This is a genomic window from Kaistella faecalis, from assembly GCF_019195395.1.
GTDB lineage: Bacteria > Bacteroidota > Bacteroidia > Flavobacteriales > Weeksellaceae > Kaistella > Kaistella faecalis.
Genome location: NZ_CP078067.1, coordinates 2,203,254 through 2,224,149, shown reverse-complemented (window position 1 = coordinate 2,224,149; position 20,896 = coordinate 2,203,254). Strand labels below are relative to the sequence as shown.

Sequence of the window (20,896 nt, the reverse complement as noted above, 5' to 3'; positions counted from 1 at the left end):
ACAAAAGTTTTTTAAGAGCCAGATGTTCAAAAGTGTAAAAAAGCTGCAGGTATTGTTCCCGGTACTTTCTCAGTGTTCACCGTAAAAATCTCCTTTAATATCCCCAACACGACCTAGGAGATTTTTGCGTCAAAAAAAATCGAATTTCTTTCAGACGCCCTTCTCTAGTTTTAACCACATAAAAATTTCCCCTGTTTGAGTGGCGGCAAATAATTTCATTATTCAAAACCATTAATATTTTCGCCCGAAACCTAACGAAGTGGTTCGACGACCAAAGGGAGTCAGTTTGGGGATTTTGTGGAAATAATTGGTATTTTTTAGCAATCCGCCACAGGCGGATCGCCGATTCAAATAAAAATATAAAAGAGATGAGGCAAAAAGATCCAGTCTTGAAACCGAAGGTTCGACGACTAAAATGAACCAGATTAAAAAAGGAGTCATTTTTTGGTTCTTTTGTTTCAAGACAATCCGCCAAGGGCGGATCGCTGATTCCTTTGAAAAAATAGGAAAGAATGAAACAAAAGAACTTAATAACTAAGTTGGGGATTTATCTAAAAAACTGTATAGTTATTTCGGGACGGCTCAACTTCATGTCCCATTCATGGATACTTCATGGATACTTCATGGATAGCGTATGGATAGTGTATGAAAACGAGTCCCATAATTCATATAATTTTCAACATCCTCTGCCAAAAAAGAACTTCAATTAAATTGGATAAGCTGACAGCCAAACACGTAACAATAAAAAAACTCCGGACCTATTTCCGGAGTTTGCGTCTTCATGGTTATTGTAGTGAAAGTTTAGTTTGATAGAATGAAAAATGTTATGTTTTGCATGGCAAATATCTTACATTATGTTAATTTTCACAAGCGTGATTTCACCCATTTTAACTCCTTATTTTCTGCCATTTCGGTTAGTGATTGATTGAACAAAAAAAGGCGAAACCGAAGTTTCACCTTTTAATACAGGACAGAAAACAATTAATAGCCGAAAATCTCTTCGAGACTTACTTCAGTAAAAGTTCCCATTTTAGACATTGCAGCCATATCGAGATTTTCCTTCTTACCGATGATTGCTGTGTTATATTTCAAAGGTTTTACTTCGGCATTATAAAATTGAGTAACGTCAGCTAAACTAAGTTTTTCGATCTCAGCATAGATATCTTTTCTTAAATCATAATCGATTCCCAGTTTTTTAAGATTCAGCTGATTAAAGAAAATATTGGTTCTGTTGATTCTTCCTGAAGCAATCTGTTTCAACGCCGCATTTCTGGCATTTTCAAACTGTGCAGGAACCTGCGGAAGGTTGGCCATCAATTCGTCCATCGCGTTTACCGCCTGTGGCAGTTTGTTGGCCTGGGTTCCGATATACGTTGTAACGTAATCCGGACGGTTCAGTTCGCTGTTGTTGGCATAAGAAACGTAAGCAGAATAGGCTAAACTCTTACTCTCGCGGATTTCCTGGAATACGATTGACGACAGTCCGCGCCCGAAATACTCATTAAACACATTGATTTTCCCGAAGTTCTTCAGGTTTACGGATTTTCCTTTCGCCACCTTACTCATTTCGGTCTGCACCATATCATAGTTGGTGAAGAATACTTTTCCTTCAGTAGCCGGCTCAGGATAGATGTTCTTCGCCGGAACTTTTACGGTTTCCTTATCTACAAAGGTTTTAGCATACTTTTTAAATTGATTGAAATCGTTTCCGTAGAAAAAGATTTCATAAGGCATTGCCAGTAAATTTTTAATTTTTCCGGTCATTTCCTCAGATTTAATGGCTTTCAGCCTTTCTTCAGAAACTACATCTGTGAAACGGGAAACTTTTCCGAATTTGGCGTAGTTCGAAAGTGCTGCCATAATTCTGCCTTTATCTTTCTTGGCAACTTCGCGGCTTTCCAGAATGGTTTTTACATTCTCGTTGTACACATTCTGATCCGGTTTTGCATTCTGCATCCAGTTTTTAAGAAGGGCAATACCTTTCGGCATATTTTCTTCCAGACCGCTGAGTGAGATAATCAGCTGATCAGGTGCGGTACGGAAATCATGGGAAATCCCGAGTTTAAAGAATTCTTTCTTCAAAGCTTCTGCGGAAAGTTGATCTGTCCCAAGATACTGTAGAACCTGCGCGGCCAGACTCAATTCTTTGTCATGATCGCTTCCGAACGGGAAAATAAAGTAAGTCTGGGCTACATCGTTGTATTTATTCTCTACAAAACTTGCTTTCTTACCTTCGATTTTATCGGTTTTAATGGCTTTTGCAAAATCAACGAATTCAGGTTTGATTTCAGAAGATTTCTCGTTCAGAATACTTTTCAGGAAAGGCGACTGCGCTTCTTTGTTCAGTTTAATCGGCGTAATTCCCGGATTTTCAACACGGACTAATTTATCATTTACCCCTTTTTCTTTTTTGATAATTACATAATTGTCTTTGAAAAATTCGTTGGCAAATTTCACCACATCAGCTTTCGTGATTTTTTCGTACTCAGCAATTTCGCTAAGTTCCTTTTCCCACTCCTGGTTGTTGATGTAGGCTCCGTAAAGTGCGGTGGCCAATCCGTCGGCAGTTTCAAAACTTTTCATGCGCTGGATCTTCATATCATTAATGATCGCAGGAATCAGCCATTCCTGAAACTCCCCTTTTTTCACCAGTTCAATCTGGCTCAGCAGCAACTGTTTCGCCTGGTCTAAAGTCTGATCATTTTTCGGCACAATAACCATTGAAAAATTCCCGTACATTTTGAAAGGAGAATCATACGCCATTGCTCGCAGTGCCTTCTGGCTTTGGTTGATGTTGATATCAATCAATCCGGTTTCGCCGGAATTCGACAGAAGATTGGCCACAATTTCGGCAAGTCGAGCATCCTGCGTTCCGTATGAATCTGTTCTCCAGGCTAACTGAAGACGCGGTGCAGACGGGCTTTTCACAGTTCTTTCAACAATTTTAGACATCGGCTCTTCGGTCACCATTTTCTTCATCGGCAGTTCTTTGTACTCGAAAGTTCCGAAATACTGGTCTACAAGCTTGATGGTTTTATCGAAATCCAGATCACCTACGAGAACCATCGCGTAATTGTTCGGTACATAATACGTATCGAAATACTTATGAATGGCAATCATAGAAGGGTTTTTCAGGTGTTCGGATTTCCCGATGGTGGTTTGCTGCCCGTTCGGATGTTTCGGGAACAGCGCATCCATCAGTTCATAATTCACCAAACGCGAATCGTTATCCTGAGAACGGTTATATTCTTCGTACACCGCTTCCAGTTCGGTATGGAAAAGTCTCAGAACCAGTTCAGAGAATCTTTCTTTTTCAACTTTCAGCCATTTTTCGAGCTCATTGTTCGGAATATTGTTTTTGTAAACAGTCTCATCAAGCCAGGTATGCGCATTGGTTCCTGAAGCACCTAAAGACGAAATGGCTTTGTCGTATTCGTTCGCGATGGCGTACTTGCTGGCTTCCTGAGAAACCTCGTCGATTCTTTTGTAGAGTTCTTTCTTCTTTTCAGGATCCTGTTCCGCTTTATGCTGTTCGTAAAGGCGCGAAATTTCATCTAAAAGAGGTTTTTCCTTCGCCCAGTCTGCAGAAGCTAATTTTGAGGTTCCTTTGAACATCATATGCTCCAGGTAATGAGCCAGTCCGGTATTGTCCGACGGATCATTGTTACTCCCCGTTCTCACAGGAATATAAGTCTGTATTTTCGGTGCGTCGAAGTTCTGAGCGAGATAAACCTTCAGTCCGTTTTTTAAGGTGTAAATCCTGACACCATTTTTGTCATTCACCACGGTTTCGTAGGAATATCCGGCTTTATCGGTTAATTTTTTCGTTTCAAATTTTTGTGCAGTCGTCATTGTTAGCGCTCCTATTAAAGTTAACGTTGTAAGAATTTTCTTCATTCTGAATTTTTAATTAAACGTAATTGAGGTGGGAATTAATTTTATATTTAAAGATGATGGGGCTTAAGCATATTCGCAGGATCCAGGATTTCATCAAGTTTTTCCTGTGAAAGTATCCCTCTTTCTAGAACCAGATTATAGACGCTTTTGCCGGTTTCCAGTGCTTCTTTTGCGATTTCTGTGGATACTTTATAGCCAATGTAAGGATTCAAAGCCGTAACAATCCCGATGCTGTGTTTTACCATATTCAGGCAGACTTCTTTATTGGCGGTGATTCCGGTCACACATTTCTCTCTCAAAGTATCCAGAGCATTTCCTAAAAAGTTAATACTTTCCATAATCGAGTGAGAAAGAACCGGCTCCATAACATTGAGCTGCAACTGGCCGGCTTCCGCGGCAAAAGTTACGGTAAGATCATTCCCGATCACCTTGTAGCAAACCTGATTTACCACTTCCGGAATTACAGGATTCACTTTACCCGGCATGATGGAAGATCCGGGCTGCATTGGCGGAAGATTAATCTCGAATAAACCAGCCCGCGGACCGGAAGAAAGCAGCCTTAAATCATTACAGATCTTGGAAAGTTTGACTGCCAAACGCTTCATCGCCGATGAATAAATAACGTAAGATCCCGTATCCGGTGTTGCTTCCACCAGATTGGGTGCGGAAACAATCGGATATCCGGAAATCATCGCCAGATTTTTAGCACAAAGGTTTGCATAACCCATGGGTGCATTTAGTCCCGTACCGATTGCGGTAGCGCCCATGTTGACTTCAACAAAAAGATTGGCGTTACCGTTGAGTTTGGAAATATCTTCTTCCAGGGTAGCTGCAAAGGCTTCAAATTCCTGACCTAAGGTCATGGGCACCGCGTCCTGAAGTTGGGTACGCCCCATTTTGATCACATCATGAAACTCTTTTCCCTTTTCACGGAATGCCGCAATGGTTTTTTTAAGTTTTTCAACCAGGTCGTGATTCATATGCAGAAGCGCCATTTTAAGTGCCGTAGGATAAGCATCGTTTGTCGACTGCGAAAGATTAATGTGATCGTTCGGCGAACAGAACTGATAATCGCCTTTTTCTTTCCCCAGTTTCTCGAGAACACGGTTCGCGATTACCTCATTGGCATTCATATTCACTGAGGTTCCGGCACCGCCCTGTATCATATCGATCGGGAACTGGTCATGGAATTCTCCCGCCATCAGTTCATCACAGGTTTCTGCGATTTTCAGATACAGATCCCCTTCAAGGAGACCCAATTCGTAATTGGTCTTGGCAGCCGCTTTTTTTACGATTGCCAAAGCTTTAATGAAATGTGGATATGAGGAAAGGTATTGTCCCGAAATTTTAAAATTCTCAATTGCTCTTTGAGTCTGTACGCCATAATAAGCGTTCGCAGGAACCTGTAAAGTTCCCAGCAGATCGCTTTCATTTCTATAATTTTCCATAAAAATAATTTGCTGAAAAGATAAGATTAATTGTTCGATTTCAGGGAAAGGAATTGCTTTTTCCCTCATAAAAAACAGGCAGTAATGCACTGCCCGTACTTATGTAAGTGAATCTCAATCAGGTAAATTAATCTCTGAAGAAACTTCTTGAAGAAACTGTTTTGTAATTTATAATTTTCGGCTTCTATTTATTAGGATATTTCACATTTAAAGCCTGCAGAATTGCCCAGGTTTCAGCATCCATCACCCCATCATACTTCTCCGGACGGAAATGAAACTGGAAAGCTTCGACAGTCTTTTTAGTAGCGTCATCATAAGTTCCTGAAGGCTCCAAACCGTAACCTAGCGTTTTCAGCGCGGCCTGGTATTTATAAATAAACTGCGCTGTAGTCATCTCAAGGGCATAGGTTTCGGGAATGATCTGATCATAGAAGCCCTGTTTTGTAGCGTCGTCATACCACATTCCGATCTGATAGTCATCATACAGTTTTTTCCACGGGAATTTCGGTCCCGGATCCGATTTTCTGGTAGGTGCAATATCGGAATGTGCTAAAATATTGGTAGCGGGAATCATATAGCGGTCTGCGATATCCTTAACCAGGGCAGCAACTTTTTTCATCTGGTGATTATCGAATTCCGGGAAAACACGCTCTCCTGAGGCATCAGCTACATAGCCGGGATTCACAATCTCGATTCCTATGGAAGTATCGTTAAGCATTTTATCGTTTCTCCACGCACTGACTCCGGCATGGTAGGATCTTTTATTCTCATCTACAAGTTGGTAAATGTCGCGGTCCCCCAGATTATTTACAAGATAATGTGCACTCACCGACTGTTGGGTAAGAACCGTCACCGATTTGTCGTCATCCAACGCGGTATAATGTAAGATGATATATTTCTGGCGGAAATTCTGCGCTACTGCCGGGAAGAAAGTTTTAACCACTTTGTACCCCTGCGGATTTGCTGAAACAATAGAACCATAGCTTATGGTATTGTCATTTTTAGAAACATCACCAATATTTACTCTGAAAAAGTCATGATTGTCTTCTTGTGAAATCTGCTGTTTGGGAAGGTTCGGGGTGGTGGGTTTAGCAGGTTGGGCCACCTTTGACACCGGAGTTTTAGATTTTGTGGAATTTTTTTTCGCCGGCTGCTGAGAAGCGCACGAGGCTAAAGCAATACTTAATGATATGAGATATAATGAATTACGCATTTCGGTTTAATTTTTAAAAATTTATCTTTCAAAAATACAAAAAAAATTAAGCAAAAAGTTTTGGTTAATACCGAAAACTATTCTATATTTGCACTCGCAATTACAGAACAGAAGCTCTTACAAATATTGCACTGGAGAGTTGCCTGAGTGGCCGAAAGGACTTGTTTGCTAAACAAGCGTACGGGAAACTGTACCAAGGGTTCGAATCCCTTACTCTCCGCAACTTCCACTAAAAATTACTCGGGGCGTAGCGTAGTCCGGTCATCGCGCCTGGTTTGGGACCAGGAGGTCGCAGGTTCGAATCCTGCCGCCCCGACTTTTTAAAAAATTCCTTCGGGAATTTTTACATTTATTACCCTGTTAGGGTGCAGAGCTCAGCTGGATAGAGCATTCCGATTTCAATCGGAACGGTCTTAAGGTTCGGGGAAAACACAAAACGGGTGCGTAGCTCAGCTGGATAGAGCATCTGCCTTCTAAGCAGACGGTCCCAGGTTCGAATCCTGGCGCGCTCACTTTAAAAAGACTGAGATTTTTCTCGGTCTTTTTTTGTTTTAAAAGTATTCCAAATGTATTTCTGCTACATTTTACATTCAAAATCCATTTACCGGTTTTACATCGGACATACCGGCGAAAATCCCGATGAAAGACTGCGAAAACACCTCTCAAACCATAAAGGTTTTACCGGCAGAGCCAAAGACTGGCAGATTGTTTATTCTGAAACTTTTCATGATAAAAAGGCAGCTAACGAAAGAGAACTCGAAATAAAATCCTGGAAAAGTAAAATCAAGGAATTAATAAGCAATTCAGCAGGATAGAGCATCCCGATTTTAATCGGGACGGTCCCAGAGCCTGTGCCGAGTATCGGCATTCGAATCCTGGCGCGCTCACTTTAAAAAGACTGAGATTCTTCTCGGTCTTTTTTTGTTTTAAAAATATTCCAAATGTATTTCTGCTACATTTTATATTCAAAATCCATTGACCGGTTTTACATCGGACATACCGGCGAAAATCCCGATGAAAGACTGCGAAAACACCTCTCAAAACCATAAAGGTTTTACCGGCAGAGCCAAAGACTGGCAGATTGTTTATTCTGAAACTTTTCATGATAAAAAGGCAGCTAACGAAAGAGAACTCGAAATAAAATCCTGGAAAAGTAAAATCAAAATCAAGGAATTAATAAGCAATTCAGCAGGATAGAGCATCCCGATTTTAATCGGGACGGTCCCAGAGTCTGTGCCGAGTATCGGCATTCAATCCTGGCGCGCTCACAGAAACCTGACAGGTCTGTAAGGTTTTTTGTCGCCGGTATTTTCTGTCTTGCGGACACAAACTTCCGATTAAGCATTATTAATCGCAGCGGTTTGAGTTTCATTCCTTAAATTTGCAGTCAATTCAAAAAATTCATGTCACTTCAAATCATTAATCTAAGCAAGAAATTCGGGGAGCAAACCGCATTAAACGATATTCATCTTGAAATCGGAAACAGCGAGATAATCGGACTTCTTGGACCTAACGGAGCAGGAAAATCAACTTTAATGAAGTCGATTGTCGGCGCGCTGAAAATTGATGAGGGCCAAATCCTTTTTAATGGGAAAGACATCGTTGAAAACGCAGTTGAGGTTAAGAAAAACATGGGTTTTCTGCCGGAAAACAACCCTCTCTACCCCGAAATGTATGTAAGGGAATATTTAAGTTTTGTTGCCAACCTTCATAAAATTTCAAAAGAAAGGATTGATGAGGTTATTGAACTCGTCGGAATCACTCCCGAGAAATCGAAGAAAATTTCTCAGCTTTCCAAAGGATATAAGCAGCGGGTTGGATTGGCACAGGCCATTCTGCATTCCCCCGATCTGTTGATTCTGGATGAACCTACGAACGGGCTTGATCCGAACCAAATCATCGAAATCAGAAACGTCATCAAAGAAATCGGTAAAGAAAAAACCGTCATCCTGTCCACTCACATTATGCAGGAAGTCGAAGCGCTCTGTTCAAGGGTGATTCTCATTCATCAGGGCAATGTAATACAGGATTCGCCCATCGGTGAATTTAGGGGCAAATACGGAAGCCTGGAAGAAGCTTTCACAAGCTATACCAACTAACAAAAATCCCGCAGCCTGTAAGGTGCGGGATTCTTTATATCAAATCGTTTTTCTAGATCTTTTCAAGATTATCAGAAAGGGAATTAATGAAATTCTGAAGCGGCTTCTCCACCATCATTTTGATGAAAGGATTAAATTTTCCTTCAAAAAACAACTGAACTTCGGTTTGATTTTCATTCAATGCATTCATTGCGCCTTTCAGTTCGAAATCCAGACTCGAACTTGCTGATTTCAGCACCACAGCCTTATCACTAACTTCTTCAATTTTCAAAGCAATTTCCGGCATTCCCTTTAAACCGAATTTAAACCCATTATCACGAACTTCAAAATTCTGCAGTGAATCAGGCATCAGGTTTTTATAATCTTCGGGTTTATTCAGCATTTCAACCAGCGTATTTACCGATTTATTTACCACTATTTTGCGTCCTTCTAAATTCATTTTTATATTTTTGTAAGATTAAAACGTTGCAAATGTATAAAGTTTTTGTGAATGAAAAAAAATTAACTTTAAGTAAATATCCTGAAGACATGGAGAAAAAGCTTAGGTTTGAAGGATTTGCAACCCTGGAAATCGCGGTAGATCTCTTAGAAAATACCTCCTGCCCAGAACTTAATGTATACGGAGAAGATCTGGAGGAAGTTTGGGAAGATTTTACCCACATGTTTAAAGTAATTGAAGCTGCAGGCGGTGTAGTCAGCAACAAAAACGGCGAGATCTTATTTATTCACAGAATTGGGAGATGGGATTTACCAAAAGGTAAAATTGAGAAAGGCGAATCACTGGAACAGGCGGCCCTGCGGGAAATTGAAGAAGAAACCGGTTTGAAGGAATTGATTCTTGAAGAATTCCTGAACAATACATTTCATATTTACACGGAGCGCAATGGGGAGAAAATCCTGAAAACCACCTATTGGTTCAAAATGAATTATGTAGGTAACGAAACGCCAAAACCCCAGACGGAAGAAGGAATCACCGCAGTTTCATGGAAAAACAGAGAGATGATAATGGAGGAAGTGTTCCCTAAAACCTTCAACAATATCAAATTAATCCTGAATGATTACTGGGAACTTCACTAAACGATAAAATCCAGAACTTTCTCTAAAGCGATTCCCCGGGATGCTTTAAGCAGAATGTTTTTAGAATGAATTTTATTTTTTTCCAGTGCCTGAGAAAGCTCCTGTGAGGTCTCATAAGACTGCGCATGGACATTAACCTTCTTGAAGTGCTTTCCCACAGTGATGATTTCATTAAAATGAAGGGATTTGGCCAACGCTAAAATTTCACGGTGTTCTTTTTCTGATTCTTCGCCCAATTCGAGCATATCGCCGATAATTATAGTTTTGGAACCTTCGAAAGCGCTGAAATTTTTCAGCGATTCTGTCATCGAACTCGGATTCGCGTTATAAGTATCCAACACAAAAGTTTTACCGCCCATTTCCATAATCTGGGACCGCATGTTGGTCGGCGTATAATTTTCGATGGCATTTTTGACCTGAGCGAAATCTACCCCGAAATGAAATCCTAAACTCGCAGCCGCACATAAATTGGTGAAATTATAATTTCCGGTAAGTTTCGACTGCGCGGTTTCTTCATTAAAACTTAAACCTACAAAATTATCATTGGAGAATTCAGTAAAACGATAATCTGAACCGCTGTTCCCAAAAGTGATGCGTGGAGAATAATTTTGGGTCTTTTCTACCTGCAGCGGATCATTTTCATTGACTAAAATGGTCTGTCCGGCAGACTTCAGATAATCATAAAGCTCAGATTTACCTTTGATTACCCCTGCAAAACCGCCGAAGCCTTCCAGATGAGCTTTCCCGAAGTTGGTGATGTATCCGTAATTCGGTTGCGCGATTTTGCACAGCAGCTCAATCTCTTTCTGATGGTTTGCCCCCATTTCCACAACAGCCAGTTGATGTTCGGGTTTAATGGAAAGTAGAGTAAGCGGAACCCCGATATGATTATTGAGATTGCCGAACGTATACTGGACGTTGTATTTCTGAGATAAAACAGCATGAATGATCTCTTTCGTCGTGGTTTTTCCATTGCTTCCCGTAAGGGCAATTATTGGAATCTTCACTTCATTACGGTGATAGGAAGCCAGTTCCTGTAAAAAATCTAAGGTCGAGGGCACGTAGAAAATTTTGCTTTCTTTCTTTTCAAAAGTTTTGTCTTCAACAATGACGGCTAAAGCTCCTTTATCTATAGCTTCTTCCGCGGAAACAGCGGCATTGAAATTTTCACCGGAAAAGGCAAAAAAGATATCGTTCTTCTCAACGGTTCTGCTGTCGATGGTTACTTTATTGGCCTTTAAAAAAAGCGGATAGAAAGAGGCTGCATTCATTTTTCAAAAATAAAAAATCCTTCTGCAATTACAGAAGGATTCTTTAAATATTTTAAGATAATTATCTTTTTGTTCTGCCTTTCCCGCTAGACTTGGCATCCTGTGCAACACGGAAACCAACCCAACCGTAAGCTTTTGCTTCGTCGCGGAATCTTCTCTGACCCGGATCAAGCCAATAAGCTCCGTCCAACCATGATCCACCTTTTACTACTCTAACTTCGTTGGAAATTCTGGTTGTTCTTGAAAGCGGGTCTTTCTGTAACACTACTCTGCCTCTTTCGTCTACGATAAATCTTTTCTGTTTGGAGTTGTACATGTTATAACCGGCTGTAGTACTGTCTTCGCCTCTGCCATAACCTGCATCAAGTGATGACTGGAAGTCTCCGTCTCTGAAGTTTCTGTTATCAGCAACCACTTCTCTTTCATACTGACCTGGCAATCCTTTGTAAACCAATCTTCCGTCGGCAAGAGTATCATACTTCGCAGTTTCAATCTTCTTGAAAGTTCCGTCTGCATTTTTAACTACTTCCTGTGCAACATTTCCTCTGTAGTAGTTGAAATCACTAGCTTCTTCATCAATAATAGGTCTGTAAACATCGGCAGTCCATTCTGCAACGTTACCGAACATTCCGTAGATTCCTAAGTTGTTGGAAGGATATTGTTTTACGTCAGCAGTTGTTGGTGCACCATCGTTTTTCCAACCTGCAACACCTGAATAATCACCTTTACCCTGCTTGAAATTCTCCAGGTACATTCCTCTGTCTCTGCCTTTTTTGCCTTTCAGCTTCTGAATTTCAGGCTCTTTGTTCGTGTAAAGATTATATTCGCGTTCTTTCTGCATTCCCAGTGCTGCAAATTCCCATTCAACTTCTGTAGGAAGTCTGAATTTCTGAACAACACCTGCTGTAGCATTACGGTTTGCAGCAAGAATTCTCTCGTTAGATGTTTTGATACCTGATTTCTGCTTTAATCTTTCTTTGTTGATGTAAGCTTCCATTTCAGGATCATTGCCTTTGAATTTATCAAGGGTGAATGAGTTTGGACCCTGATTATTTCCGTCATTCGTATAGAAATCTTTTGAGATCACGCCTTGTTCCATCAAAGCTTTTTCATTCGCTCTGTCTGTAAGCCAGTCGCAGTATCTTGAAGCCTGAAGCCATGAAACCCCAACTACCGGATAGTAATCGAATTCCGGGCTGCGGAAATAGGTTTCAGCGAAATCGTTTCTTGAAAGTTCATTATTCCAAACCAGGGTATCAGGAAGTGCTCCTTTATAAATTTCTTTAAAGCTAGGATCTGACGGTGGGAAAACATATTTCAACCACGTAACATATTCTCTGTATTCGTAGTTTGTAATTTCGGTTTCACCGATAAAAAATGCACTAACCTGCATTCTTCTCGGGGTATTGTTCCAATCATGCATTACATCATCTTTCACCAATCCCATGGTAAAAGTTCCGCCTTCTACATATACCATTCCCGGCCATCCTTTCTGTTTTTGTTGTTTTCCGGTAAAAAACCAACCTTTTTGATCATTTGGCTTCCAACCTGTTTTACTGGTAAAACGCTTTGTACCACCACCTTTCTTGCTGTTACCGCCACCGCCGCAACTGATCAGAAGGAGTGTAGAACTTAACGCTATTAATGTAAACAACTTTAGTTTATTCATAGTTGATATAGATATTTTCAGAGTACAAAGAAAAATGAAATTATTTAATAACCCAAATTATAAATTGATTTTTTTTGGAAAACGTTAACAAATTAATTTTATTGCATATATTATTATTTATTATTTTTCGTTTAATTTGTAATTCTGAAATTTTACACCTGATGAAACGCATTTTTACCCTTATTTTACTCCCTTTACTTTTTTCATTTAGTTTTTCGCAAACTGTAAAAATACAGTGGGAAGGAAATAAAATAATCGATTTTGGCACCTATCAGGTTTCTGTTCCTTTTTTTAAGAACAACGGATTTACTTACGAGGAGAGCTCGGTATATTACCGCTCCACCGCGAAATATACAGGAACCAATCAGACGGTAACAAATTTTGTGTGGGAAAAGGTTACCCCAAAGGAATTATTTGAGATCAGTACTTCAAGTATTCCCACCACTGAAAAAAGCGAAATCAGCATCTACACCAACCCTTACACCAACGAGCAAACCACAAATATCAGGGTCTCTGCCCTGAAGTTTGAAAAGGGAATAATCTACCGGCTTACCTCCTTTTCTATTGTAAACAGCGCACAGCCAGCGGAAAGCCCCTTACTCTCAGGTAAAGTGGGCACAACGGAAAATCCTTTAAAAACAGGAACCTTCTACAAGATAAAAGTCGATAAGTCCGGCGTATTCAAAATTACATCAAAATTCCTGCGGGATAATGGAATAAACCCTTCCAATATTAACCCCAAAAATTTCAGAGTTTATGGAAACGGCGGGTTAATGCTTCCGGAACACAATCAGGACTCAAGATACGCTGCGCTGCAGGAAAACGCTATTCAGGTAACTGGTGAAGCCGACGGAACCTGGAACGACGACGATTACGCACTTTTTTACGCACAGGGTCCGCATGGATACAATGTGTACAAAACACTTGGAAACATCAACGGGAACGGAAACAGAAGAATAGAAACAAGAACAGATAGATCTGATAATTTCATCAATATCTACAATGATTTTGCCTACTATTTTATCAATTTCGATTTAGGTCCGGGAAAAAGAATTCTTGACAGTGAATCATCTGTAACCTCCGATGCTATTACCCGTTACGACGATTACCAATATATTAACGAGGAGAAATTCAATTTGATGAAAATCGGGCGAATCTGGACTGGCGACGCTTTCACCGATAATAAAACAGTTTCTTTCACCACTAGATCACCAATCCAGCCAACCGATGTAATCCGGTACCGCAGCAGATATATCGGTTATTTATCTTCCGGGAATAAAATTACGGCCAACATCAACAATCAGAGCTCCAACACATCCACCATATCCCCGGCCGACAAAAAAGAGTACATTCCTATCATCTATACCGGAACGGTAACTAATCTGCAGGGAAACCAACTTACTTTTAATTATACTCCGGACACTTCGAGCAACCCGAACGGTAAATTCTATTTCGATTATGCTGAAGTTCAGTACAAAGAAGATCTGAAATTCAATAATTCACAGATGAATTTCCGCAGTTACTCCATTGATGAAGGCAGCGGAACAAATTACACCTTCAGTGTATCCGATGCAGGTGCGCTGGAGCAGGTTTGGCAGGTTTCGGATATCACCAATGTGACCAGAAAAATCAATAAATCAGGCAGCTCTTCAACTTACAGCTTCGGATACATTGCAAACAGCAATACTTTCGTTAATGAATTTGTCGCCTTTAAGAACGCTGACGCTTTTGCTCCGGCATTTGTAGGTAAAATCGAAAATCAGGATCTGGCGGGTCTTCAGAATGTTGATTATTTAATGATTACTGTTCCCGAGATGATGGGGCATGCCCAAAGACTTGCAAACTTCTATCAGGACAAATACAATGTTGCGGTAGTTGATGTGAATAAAATTTATAACGAATTCAGCAGTGGAAACAAAGATATCACGGCGATAAGAGATTTTGCCACAAAACTCAATACTCCGGCGGGAAAACTGAAATATCTTTTCATTTTGGGCGATACTTCCTATGATTTCCGTGGCATCAATCATCCCGGATCAGATATTGTTCCCTCTTTCCAAAGTGAGGAAAGCGGCAATTATGCTGACTCATTCGTATCTGACGATTATTACACCATGACGTCACCACAAAGTAGTACTGCAGTAACTTTATCTTCGACCCTGCCTGATTTTCCTGTCGGAAGATTGCCGGCCGGAAACGTCTCGGAAGCAAAACTTCTGATTGATAAAGCGCTGGCGTACAACAACGGGCTTCCGGGTCAGTCTACCCCTTTTGGCGAATGGCGTATGAAGATGGATTTTGTTGTTGATGATGATGCAGATAATCAATTTCCGTTTCACAATACAATGAATGCATCTCTGGTGAATGTTTTCGAAACGGGAAATTTGAGAAAGGAATACAATATCCGTAAATTATATCTGGACTCTTTTACTGCGCAGACTTCAGCGGGAGGGCAACGTTATCCGCAGGTCAATCAGGCAATTTCCAATGATGTGGGCAACAGTCTTTATCTGTTTTATTTTGGGCATGGAGGGATCAATGGCTGGGCTCAGGAACGCGTGATGACCATTGATATGATTCAGAATTTCAACAATTACAATAATGTATATTCCCGTCTTCCGCTTGTTTCGACCATAACCTGCGAATTCACTTTATGGGATGATCCGGCTACTTTTTCTGCCGGCGAACAGGTCATTAAATCCAAACAGGGTGGCGCCTCGATGATGCTTACCTCAAGCCGTGCAATCGGCGTGGGCTATGGCGAAGAATTTACAACCATTTTTACCCGCCATCTTTTCGAATTGGTTAATGATGACTTCATTACTTTGGGGGATGCGTTTCTGAAAGCTAAAATTGAAAAAGGCACCCATTCCGATCACCTTAAAGTAAATCTACTGGGCGATCCTGCAACCAAACTCAGCCGGCCAAAAAGACTCCTCAATATCGATGAAATTGAATCTCCGGTTCCGGGACAGTTGCGCGCACTGGATTTCGTAAAAGTAAAAGGCCATATCAACAAAGCCGACGGAACTTTAGATACCTCATTTAACGGCAGAGTCGCCATTAATATCTTCGATAAAAGGTTAAGTAAAAAAACCCTGAACAACGATGGGGAACCTAAGATGAGTCCTGTATTAACCTATACAGAAGAAAACGGACCCATTGTAAAATCCTCAGGACAGGCTGTTAACGGAGTGTTTACTGTAGAATTTTATGTTCCAAAAGACATCAATTATGAAATCGGGAACGGAAGAATTTTAGCGTATGCAGACAATAAGGTATTCGATGTTTTTAATAACCAAATCCAAAAAATAGGAGGAATAAATCCCGATGGTATTAACGACAACGAAGCACCCAAGGTGAAAGTATATATGAATAATACCAATTTTGCCGACGGCGGAATCACCGATCAAAACCCAACACTTCTGGCATGCGTAACCGATGATAAAGGAATCAACTCCACCGGTTCTGGAATTGGTCATGATATTACGGTAATTCTCGACGGTAAAATCATTGACACCGTGGTGCTGAATGATTTCTACTTTTCAGGGGATGGCAACGGTTGTGTGAATACTACATTATCCGATTACCAAAAAGGGAATGTTACCTATCCTTTCCGTAACTTAGCACCGGGGCCTCATCAGCTTACGTTTAAAGTTTGGGACATTAACAATAATTCCACCACCGAGACGTTAAACTTTATAGTTAAGGATGAAACCAACCAAAATTTAATTGTTAACAAACTCTTAAATTGGCCGAATCCCTTTACCAATAAGACTTACGTTCAGTTTGAACATAATTGCGATGACATGTTGGATGTGAATGTTCAGATATACACCATTACAGGCAAACTGGTAAAAACCATAAGTACTGCAGTTACCGCTGAACCGTTTTTCCAGGGTTTCCGCACTCCGAAAACTGCAATTGAATGGGATGGAACTGATGATTTTGGTGATGCTGTTGGTAAAGGCACCTATATTTTTAAGATCTTTGCAAAAAGCCAGAACCAGGACAAATGCAAGGGCAGCGCCACTGCCGTAGAAAAAATGGTACTATTAAAATAAACATATAAACGATAAAAAACGACTTATGAAATTGACTAAAAAACTATTTTTAGGATTAGGATTAGGATTGAGTGTCGCCGCTTATTCCCAGGTTCAGCCGGTTCTTACCGGTGCCCCTTTTCTCAGAATTTCTCCGGATGCACGCGCAGGAGGCATGGGTGATCAGGGGGTAGCAACCACTACCGATGCATTTTCCCAGTTCTGGAATGCTGCAAAATACCCGTTCAGTAAAACCACGTCCGCTATCGGGGTTAACTATACACCGTACATGAGTAAACTGACCAATGATGTTTTCCTTTTATACGGAGCATATCACCAGTTTTTGGGCGATGAAGAAAGATCAACAATCTCTGCAAGTATTTATTATTTCAACATGGGTGCAGTGGATTTGACAAAACTTGTAGGGACTGAAGTGGTGCAGGAAGGTACAGCCAAACCAAACGAATTCTCTATCGATGTGGCCTATGGTTTGAAACTTAGTGATTATTATTCCATGGCGGTTACCGGTAGATTTATCCGCTCAGACTTGTCCGGAGGTTTCAACTCAGACAACACCTTGAAGCCCGCAAATTCTTTCGCAGTTGATGTATCTGGTTACTTTCAGTCTGATAAACACACAAGTATTAATGATTTCGAAGGCCGTGCAAGAGGAGGTTTTTCGATTCAGAATTTAGGTCCGAGACTTGATTATACAGGTGATGACGAATCCAGATCATATCTTCCTACCATGGCAAGATTGGGGGCGGGTTACGATCTTTTTATTGATGATTTAAACCGTGTAGGTTTGAATTTTGAAGCGTCTAAACTTTTGGTTCCGGGGCCTGACAAAACAGGAAACGTACCCAATGTTGGGGTGATCGAAGGAATCGGAAAATCATTTAGCAACGAAAAAAGTACCATGTTCAGTGGCGCGGTAGAATATGAATACGACAATGCATTTGCACTAAGAGGAGGTTATTTCCACGAAAGCGAAGAACAGGGAGCCAGACAGTATGCTACCGTAGGTGTAGGATTAAAATACCAGTCTTTCGGATTGGATATGTCTTACCTCATCAACACTTCGAAAGTAAATTCAGCACTGGATAATACCTTGAGATTCGGATTAACCTGGAATATCGGTGAAGAATCTTCCAACTCTGATTATTAATATTCATTTTTCAAAAACATCTTTTTAAAGCCTCAGCAACTGAGGCTTTTTTGTGGATTAAATCCTACATTTGTAAAATGAACTATGCTACAGAACTCAGGAAATTCGCTACCAGCCAGTATATTTTTTCGGCAGTGCGGATTACTCTGGCAATTGTAGTTCCCAGCATTATTTTAGCATACTTCGGGTTACTGAAAGAATATTTTCTTTTTCCTCTCGCAACGAGTTTTGTAGGACTTACCGATCAGCCCGGCCCTTTTATCCGTAGACGTAACGCTCTTATATTCGCCATTATATGTTTCTTTTCAGTTTCTGTAATTGCCACATTACTGAAGGATTTTCCTCCCATCATTTATCTCGAAATTATTTTTTTCGGTATGTTTTTCTCCATGATCGGCGTTTATGGGCAAAGGCTGGCAGCTGTAGGATCCCTTTCTCTTGTTGTACTGGCAATTTTTATCGATGGCCACCTCAGCGATGGAAATGTCGTAAAAAACTCCCTCATTTTTGTGGCGGGCTCTGCTTGTTATTTACTTGTTTTTCTGGTAGTTTCAAAAATACAGCCCTATAAACTTGCAGGCCAGATGATTGGCGAAAATTACCTTGAACTTGGCGATTATCTCAAAATAAAATCAAAGTTTTATCTTCCTGATCCAGATTTCGATGCACTCTACTTACAGGTTATTTCCCAACAGGTAAAAATTAAAAATTTGCAGGAAGAGACGCGCGAAACAGTTTTTAAAACCCGAAAAATAGTAAACGAATCCACTACCACAAGTCGGCTTCTTATGTTGATGTTTCTGAATTCTATTGATTTACACGAGAAATTAATGACTTCTGAAAGTGATTACAGAAAAATTCAGGAAAGCTTCGGCGATACCGGTTTTCTGAAATCGGTGAGCGAATATTTATCAAACCTTGCTGAAGAGCTTAGCAATATCGGGATTGCGCTGCAGAGTGGTACAAAAGCAAAATCCCTGAGGAACTTAGATGACGAACTTGATGCTGTTTTTGACGAGTACTTTGATTTACGGAATAAAAAATTAAATCCGGAGACGCTCGAGGATTTTATGATTCTGCGGATTATACTGGTGAGGATTACAGACATCACAGACGAGATTAATACCATGTACAAAGTGTTTATGCAGGATCAAAAACTGGCCAAGAGTCTTTCTACCGGTCTAGACCTGCAGAAATTTGTCACCGCTGATGAAAAAATGAATTTCAAGGTACTTCGGAATAATATCTCCCTGAAGTCTGGCCACTTCCGGCATTCAATCCGCATTACGCTTGCACTGCTCATCGGCTATCTTATTTCGAAACTGGATTTTCTGGGAATTGGTCACTCTTACTGGATTTTAATTACCATAGTCGCCATTCTGAAACCAGCCTACTCTACCACCAAACACCGGAATCTTCTGCGTCTGTACGGAACGGCAATAGGTGCGGTGCTGGCTTATGGAATTCTTCTAACAGTTACCAGCAATACCGTATTATTTACCCTTCTTTTGCTGAGTATGATTATGTGTTTCAGTTTTTTGAAGGCCAAATATTTCTGGGCGGTGTTGTTTATGACGATTTATATCTTTCTCACTTTCAACTTCCTGAATCCGGGAAATGTCAACAACATCTTCCGGGACAGGATTTTTGATACTGCGCTTGCCGGCGTTGTAGCTTTTGCTGTTTCATACTTTGTTCTGCCGGTTTGGGAACATACCCAGAATTTGGATTTCATGAAGAAATCTGCAAAAAGTAATCTGAAATATTTTAAGGCTGCCATGGACTTTTTTAAAGACGAAAGCATTGGAATTCAGGATTATAAACTGAAAAGAAAAGATGCTATCATTGATTTGGCTAATCTTTCCGACAATTTTCAGCGGATGATTTCGGATCCGAAAAATCAGCAGAAAAAAATGGAACACGTACATCAGTTTGTGAATACTGCACATCTGATTACCGCCTATATTGCTTCGTTTTCACAATATTCAAAAACAGCTAAAGATTACCCCGAAATCGATTTCGACAGCTGGACGCGAAAAATTTCAGCAGAACTTCTACGGACCAGTCTTATTCTCGAGCAGAAAAAATTCAACCGTGCTATTGTTGAGGAAAGCAATCTGAAACCTGAAGATTCAGTAGGTAAACTGCTGGAAAAAAGAAAAAAGGAGATTTCGGAGAGCGAAATTATAAATAGACGGGATCCCAACAGAATTACGCGCCTTACCGAGTTAAAAAATCTGAGCGAAATCCTGGAACTTATTTATGATGTTGCCAAAGAGCAGCGAAAAGGTGCTGAAAAATTAGACCCGGAACTTCAGTCTACAATCGTTAGGCAGTAATTCCCGAAAAATTCTACCCGTGCGCTGTAAAGATCAGAAACCGTTTCATCATGTACGCGGCACACAATATTGAAAGGAAAATCGAGACTGAAAGGTTTTACTTCGTAATGTTTTTTAAGAGACCAGTAATTGGAATGATGTATTTTGTATAAACTCTCTTTCAGCGACCAGATCACGGTAAGATAGGCAGTCTCCTTATCCGGTTCGATGAAACCAGCTTCTTCGTCATGAAGAAATTTATGTCTAATCCTGATGATTTTCGGATTGAAAGGCTCTATATCAATCCCCACTTTATTTTTAGAAATTGCAAGCGCCGCAAACGGAAACGAATGGGTAATGGATATTTGGAAATCCGGAGGATCAAGATAGGGCGCTCTCCCATTGTATAGAATTTTATGTTCAGGCAGCTGTGATTTCAGGATTTTTCTTACCAGCAGCAATTCCTTAAGTTTAGTGGGATGATAATCCTTCACTTTCTCAAAATTTTCTTTCTCGAGCAGAATTTCCGGATCCAGGTCTTCATGCTCATCAAACTTCCAGAGAAGAATGGTGGCATTTTGATCAGAAAAATCTCGGTATAAAGGCATGTTTTGTAGAAAGGATATCGGTTTATGATTACAAAAGTAATTATTTTTAAGGCAATTATCGGGCTCATTTACACTTCATTTATAA

The 20,896-nt window shown here is 40.4% G+C and carries 13 protein-coding genes, 3 tRNA genes and 1 pseudogene; 10 read left to right on the top strand and 7 right to left on the bottom strand.

The window, feature by feature from the left end; genetic code table 11:
- Positions 1 to 981 precede the first annotated feature (981 nt).
- From KTV93_RS10480 to KTV93_RS10470, 3 genes are all read right to left on the bottom strand, one after another.
- The gene (locus tag KTV93_RS10480; protein ID WP_218248908.1) at positions 982 to 3,897 is read right to left on the bottom strand and encodes a M16 family metallopeptidase; all 2,916 of its coding nucleotides are present in this window, start codon (positions 3,895 to 3,897) and stop codon (positions 982 to 984) included.
- Positions 3,898 to 3,944: 47 nt separating this feature from the next.
- Entirely contained in the window at positions 3,945 to 5,345 is a 1,401-nt protein-coding gene (gene aspA, locus KTV93_RS10475) for an aspartate ammonia-lyase (protein WP_218248907.1), read from the bottom strand.
- A gap of 184 nt (positions 5,346 to 5,529) precedes the next feature.
- Positions 5,530 to 6,558, bottom strand: a complete 1,029-nt coding sequence (locus KTV93_RS10470; protein WP_218248905.1) for an N-acetylmuramoyl-L-alanine amidase — start codon at positions 6,556 to 6,558, stop codon at positions 5,530 to 5,532.
- Between the two features lie 133 nt (positions 6,559 to 6,691).
- On the opposite strand from KTV93_RS10470, the gene KTV93_RS10465 reads away from it, so the two are divergent.
- From KTV93_RS10465 to KTV93_RS10440, 6 genes and pseudogenes are all read left to right on the top strand, one after another.
- Positions 6,692 to 6,778, top strand: a tRNA-Ser gene (locus KTV93_RS10465).
- Positions 6,779 to 6,799: 21 nt separating this feature from the next.
- Positions 6,800 to 6,874: transfer RNA gene (locus KTV93_RS10460), tRNA-Pro, on the top strand.
- A gap of 122 nt (positions 6,875 to 6,996) precedes the next feature.
- A tRNA-Arg gene (locus tag KTV93_RS10455) sits at positions 6,997 to 7,070 on the top strand.
- A 54-nt stretch (positions 7,071 to 7,124) separates the two neighbouring features.
- Positions 7,125 to 7,373, top strand: coding sequence for a GIY-YIG nuclease family protein (locus KTV93_RS10450; protein WP_218248904.1), 249 nt, complete (start codon positions 7,125 to 7,127; stop codon positions 7,371 to 7,373).
- 126 nt (positions 7,374 to 7,499) lie between these two features.
- A pseudogene (locus KTV93_RS10445) lies at positions 7,500 to 7,755 on the top strand (GIY-YIG nuclease family protein).
- Positions 7,756 to 7,961: 206 nt separating this feature from the next.
- Positions 7,962 to 8,657 (top strand): ABC transporter ATP-binding protein, encoded by a 696-nt coding sequence (locus tag KTV93_RS10440; protein WP_218248902.1) that lies wholly within the window; start codon positions 7,962 to 7,964, stop codon positions 8,655 to 8,657.
- A gap of 52 nt (positions 8,658 to 8,709) precedes the next feature.
- Here the strand turns inward: KTV93_RS10440 and KTV93_RS10435 are convergent, their stop codons facing one another.
- Entirely contained in the window at positions 8,710 to 9,096 is a 387-nt protein-coding gene (locus tag KTV93_RS10435; RefSeq protein ID WP_218248901.1) for an SRPBCC domain-containing protein, read from the bottom strand.
- A gap of 32 nt (positions 9,097 to 9,128) precedes the next feature.
- Here KTV93_RS10435 and KTV93_RS10430 point away from each other — a divergent pair, with 32 nt between their 5' ends.
- Entirely contained in the window at positions 9,129 to 9,734 is a 606-nt protein-coding gene (locus KTV93_RS10430; protein WP_218248900.1) for an NUDIX hydrolase, read from the top strand.
- On the opposite strand, the gene KTV93_RS10425 is transcribed toward KTV93_RS10430, so the two are convergent.
- Both KTV93_RS10425 and gldJ read right to left on the bottom strand, forming a co-directional pair.
- On the bottom strand, positions 9,731 to 11,005 hold the full coding sequence (locus KTV93_RS10425; RefSeq protein ID WP_218248898.1) for a UDP-N-acetylmuramoyl-tripeptide--D-alanyl-D-alanine ligase: 1,275 nt from the start codon (positions 11,003 to 11,005) through the stop codon (positions 9,731 to 9,733). The two genes, KTV93_RS10430 and KTV93_RS10425, sit on opposite strands and share 4 nt — an antisense overlap.
- A gap of 61 nt (positions 11,006 to 11,066) precedes the next feature.
- Positions 11,067 to 12,674, bottom strand: a complete 1,608-nt coding sequence (gene gldJ, locus KTV93_RS10420; RefSeq protein ID WP_218248897.1) for a gliding motility lipoprotein GldJ — start codon at positions 12,672 to 12,674, stop codon at positions 11,067 to 11,069.
- Between the two features lie 161 nt (positions 12,675 to 12,835).
- Here gldJ and porU point away from each other — a divergent pair, with 161 nt between their 5' ends.
- The 3 genes from porU (at position 12,836) to KTV93_RS10405 (ending at position 20,224) form a co-directional block, all read left to right on the top strand.
- Positions 12,836 to 16,738 (top strand): type IX secretion system sortase PorU, encoded by a 3,903-nt coding sequence (porU, locus tag KTV93_RS10415; protein ID WP_218248895.1) that lies wholly within the window; start codon positions 12,836 to 12,838, stop codon positions 16,736 to 16,738.
- Positions 16,739 to 16,763: 25 nt separating this feature from the next.
- Positions 16,764 to 17,885, top strand: a complete 1,122-nt coding sequence (porV, locus tag KTV93_RS10410; RefSeq protein ID WP_218248894.1) for a type IX secretion system outer membrane channel protein PorV — start codon at positions 16,764 to 16,766, stop codon at positions 17,883 to 17,885.
- 77 nt (positions 17,886 to 17,962) lie between these two features.
- Positions 17,963 to 20,224, top strand: coding sequence for an FUSC family protein (locus tag KTV93_RS10405; RefSeq protein WP_218248893.1), 2,262 nt, complete (start codon positions 17,963 to 17,965; stop codon positions 20,222 to 20,224).
- Here the strand turns inward: KTV93_RS10405 and KTV93_RS10400 are convergent.
- Positions 20,200 to 20,811, bottom strand: coding sequence for a 4'-phosphopantetheinyl transferase family protein (locus KTV93_RS10400; RefSeq protein WP_218248892.1), 612 nt, complete (start codon positions 20,809 to 20,811; stop codon positions 20,200 to 20,202). The two genes, KTV93_RS10405 and KTV93_RS10400, sit on opposite strands and share 25 nt — an antisense overlap.
- Positions 20,812 to 20,896: the final 85 nt, after the last annotated feature.

Excerpts from the sequence above, each read along its gene's own strand:
- KTV93_RS10480 (WP_218248908.1), bottom strand. The coding sequence starts at position 3,897 with ATGAAGAAAATTCTTACAACGTTAACTTTAATAGGAGCGCTAACAATG.
- aspA (WP_218248907.1), bottom strand. The coding sequence starts at position 5,345 with ATGGAAAATTATAGAAATGAAAGCGATCTGCTGGGAACTTTACAGGTT.
- KTV93_RS10470 (WP_218248905.1), bottom strand. The coding sequence starts at position 6,558 with ATGCGTAATTCATTATATCTCATATCATTAAGTATTGCTTTAGCCTCG.
- KTV93_RS10450 (WP_218248904.1), top strand. The coding sequence starts at position 7,125 with ATGTATTTCTGCTACATTTTACATTCAAAATCCATTTACCGGTTTTAC.
- KTV93_RS10440 (WP_218248902.1), top strand. The coding sequence starts at position 7,962 with ATGTCACTTCAAATCATTAATCTAAGCAAGAAATTCGGGGAGCAAACC.
- KTV93_RS10435 (WP_218248901.1), bottom strand. The coding sequence starts at position 9,096 with ATGAATTTAGAAGGACGCAAAATAGTGGTAAATAAATCGGTAAATACG.
- KTV93_RS10430 (WP_218248900.1), top strand. The coding sequence starts at position 9,129 with ATGTATAAAGTTTTTGTGAATGAAAAAAAATTAACTTTAAGTAAATAT.
- KTV93_RS10425 (WP_218248898.1), bottom strand. The coding sequence starts at position 11,005 with ATGAATGCAGCCTCTTTCTATCCGCTTTTTTTAAAGGCCAATAAAGTA.
- gldJ (WP_218248897.1), bottom strand. The coding sequence starts at position 12,674 with ATGAATAAACTAAAGTTGTTTACATTAATAGCGTTAAGTTCTACACTC.
- porU (WP_218248895.1), top strand. The coding sequence starts at position 12,836 with ATGAAACGCATTTTTACCCTTATTTTACTCCCTTTACTTTTTTCATTT.
- porV (WP_218248894.1), top strand. The coding sequence starts at position 16,764 with ATGAAATTGACTAAAAAACTATTTTTAGGATTAGGATTAGGATTGAGT.
- KTV93_RS10405 (WP_218248893.1), top strand. The coding sequence starts at position 17,963 with ATGAACTATGCTACAGAACTCAGGAAATTCGCTACCAGCCAGTATATT.
- KTV93_RS10400 (WP_218248892.1), bottom strand. The coding sequence starts at position 20,811 with ATGCCTTTATACCGAGATTTTTCTGATCAAAATGCCACCATTCTTCTC.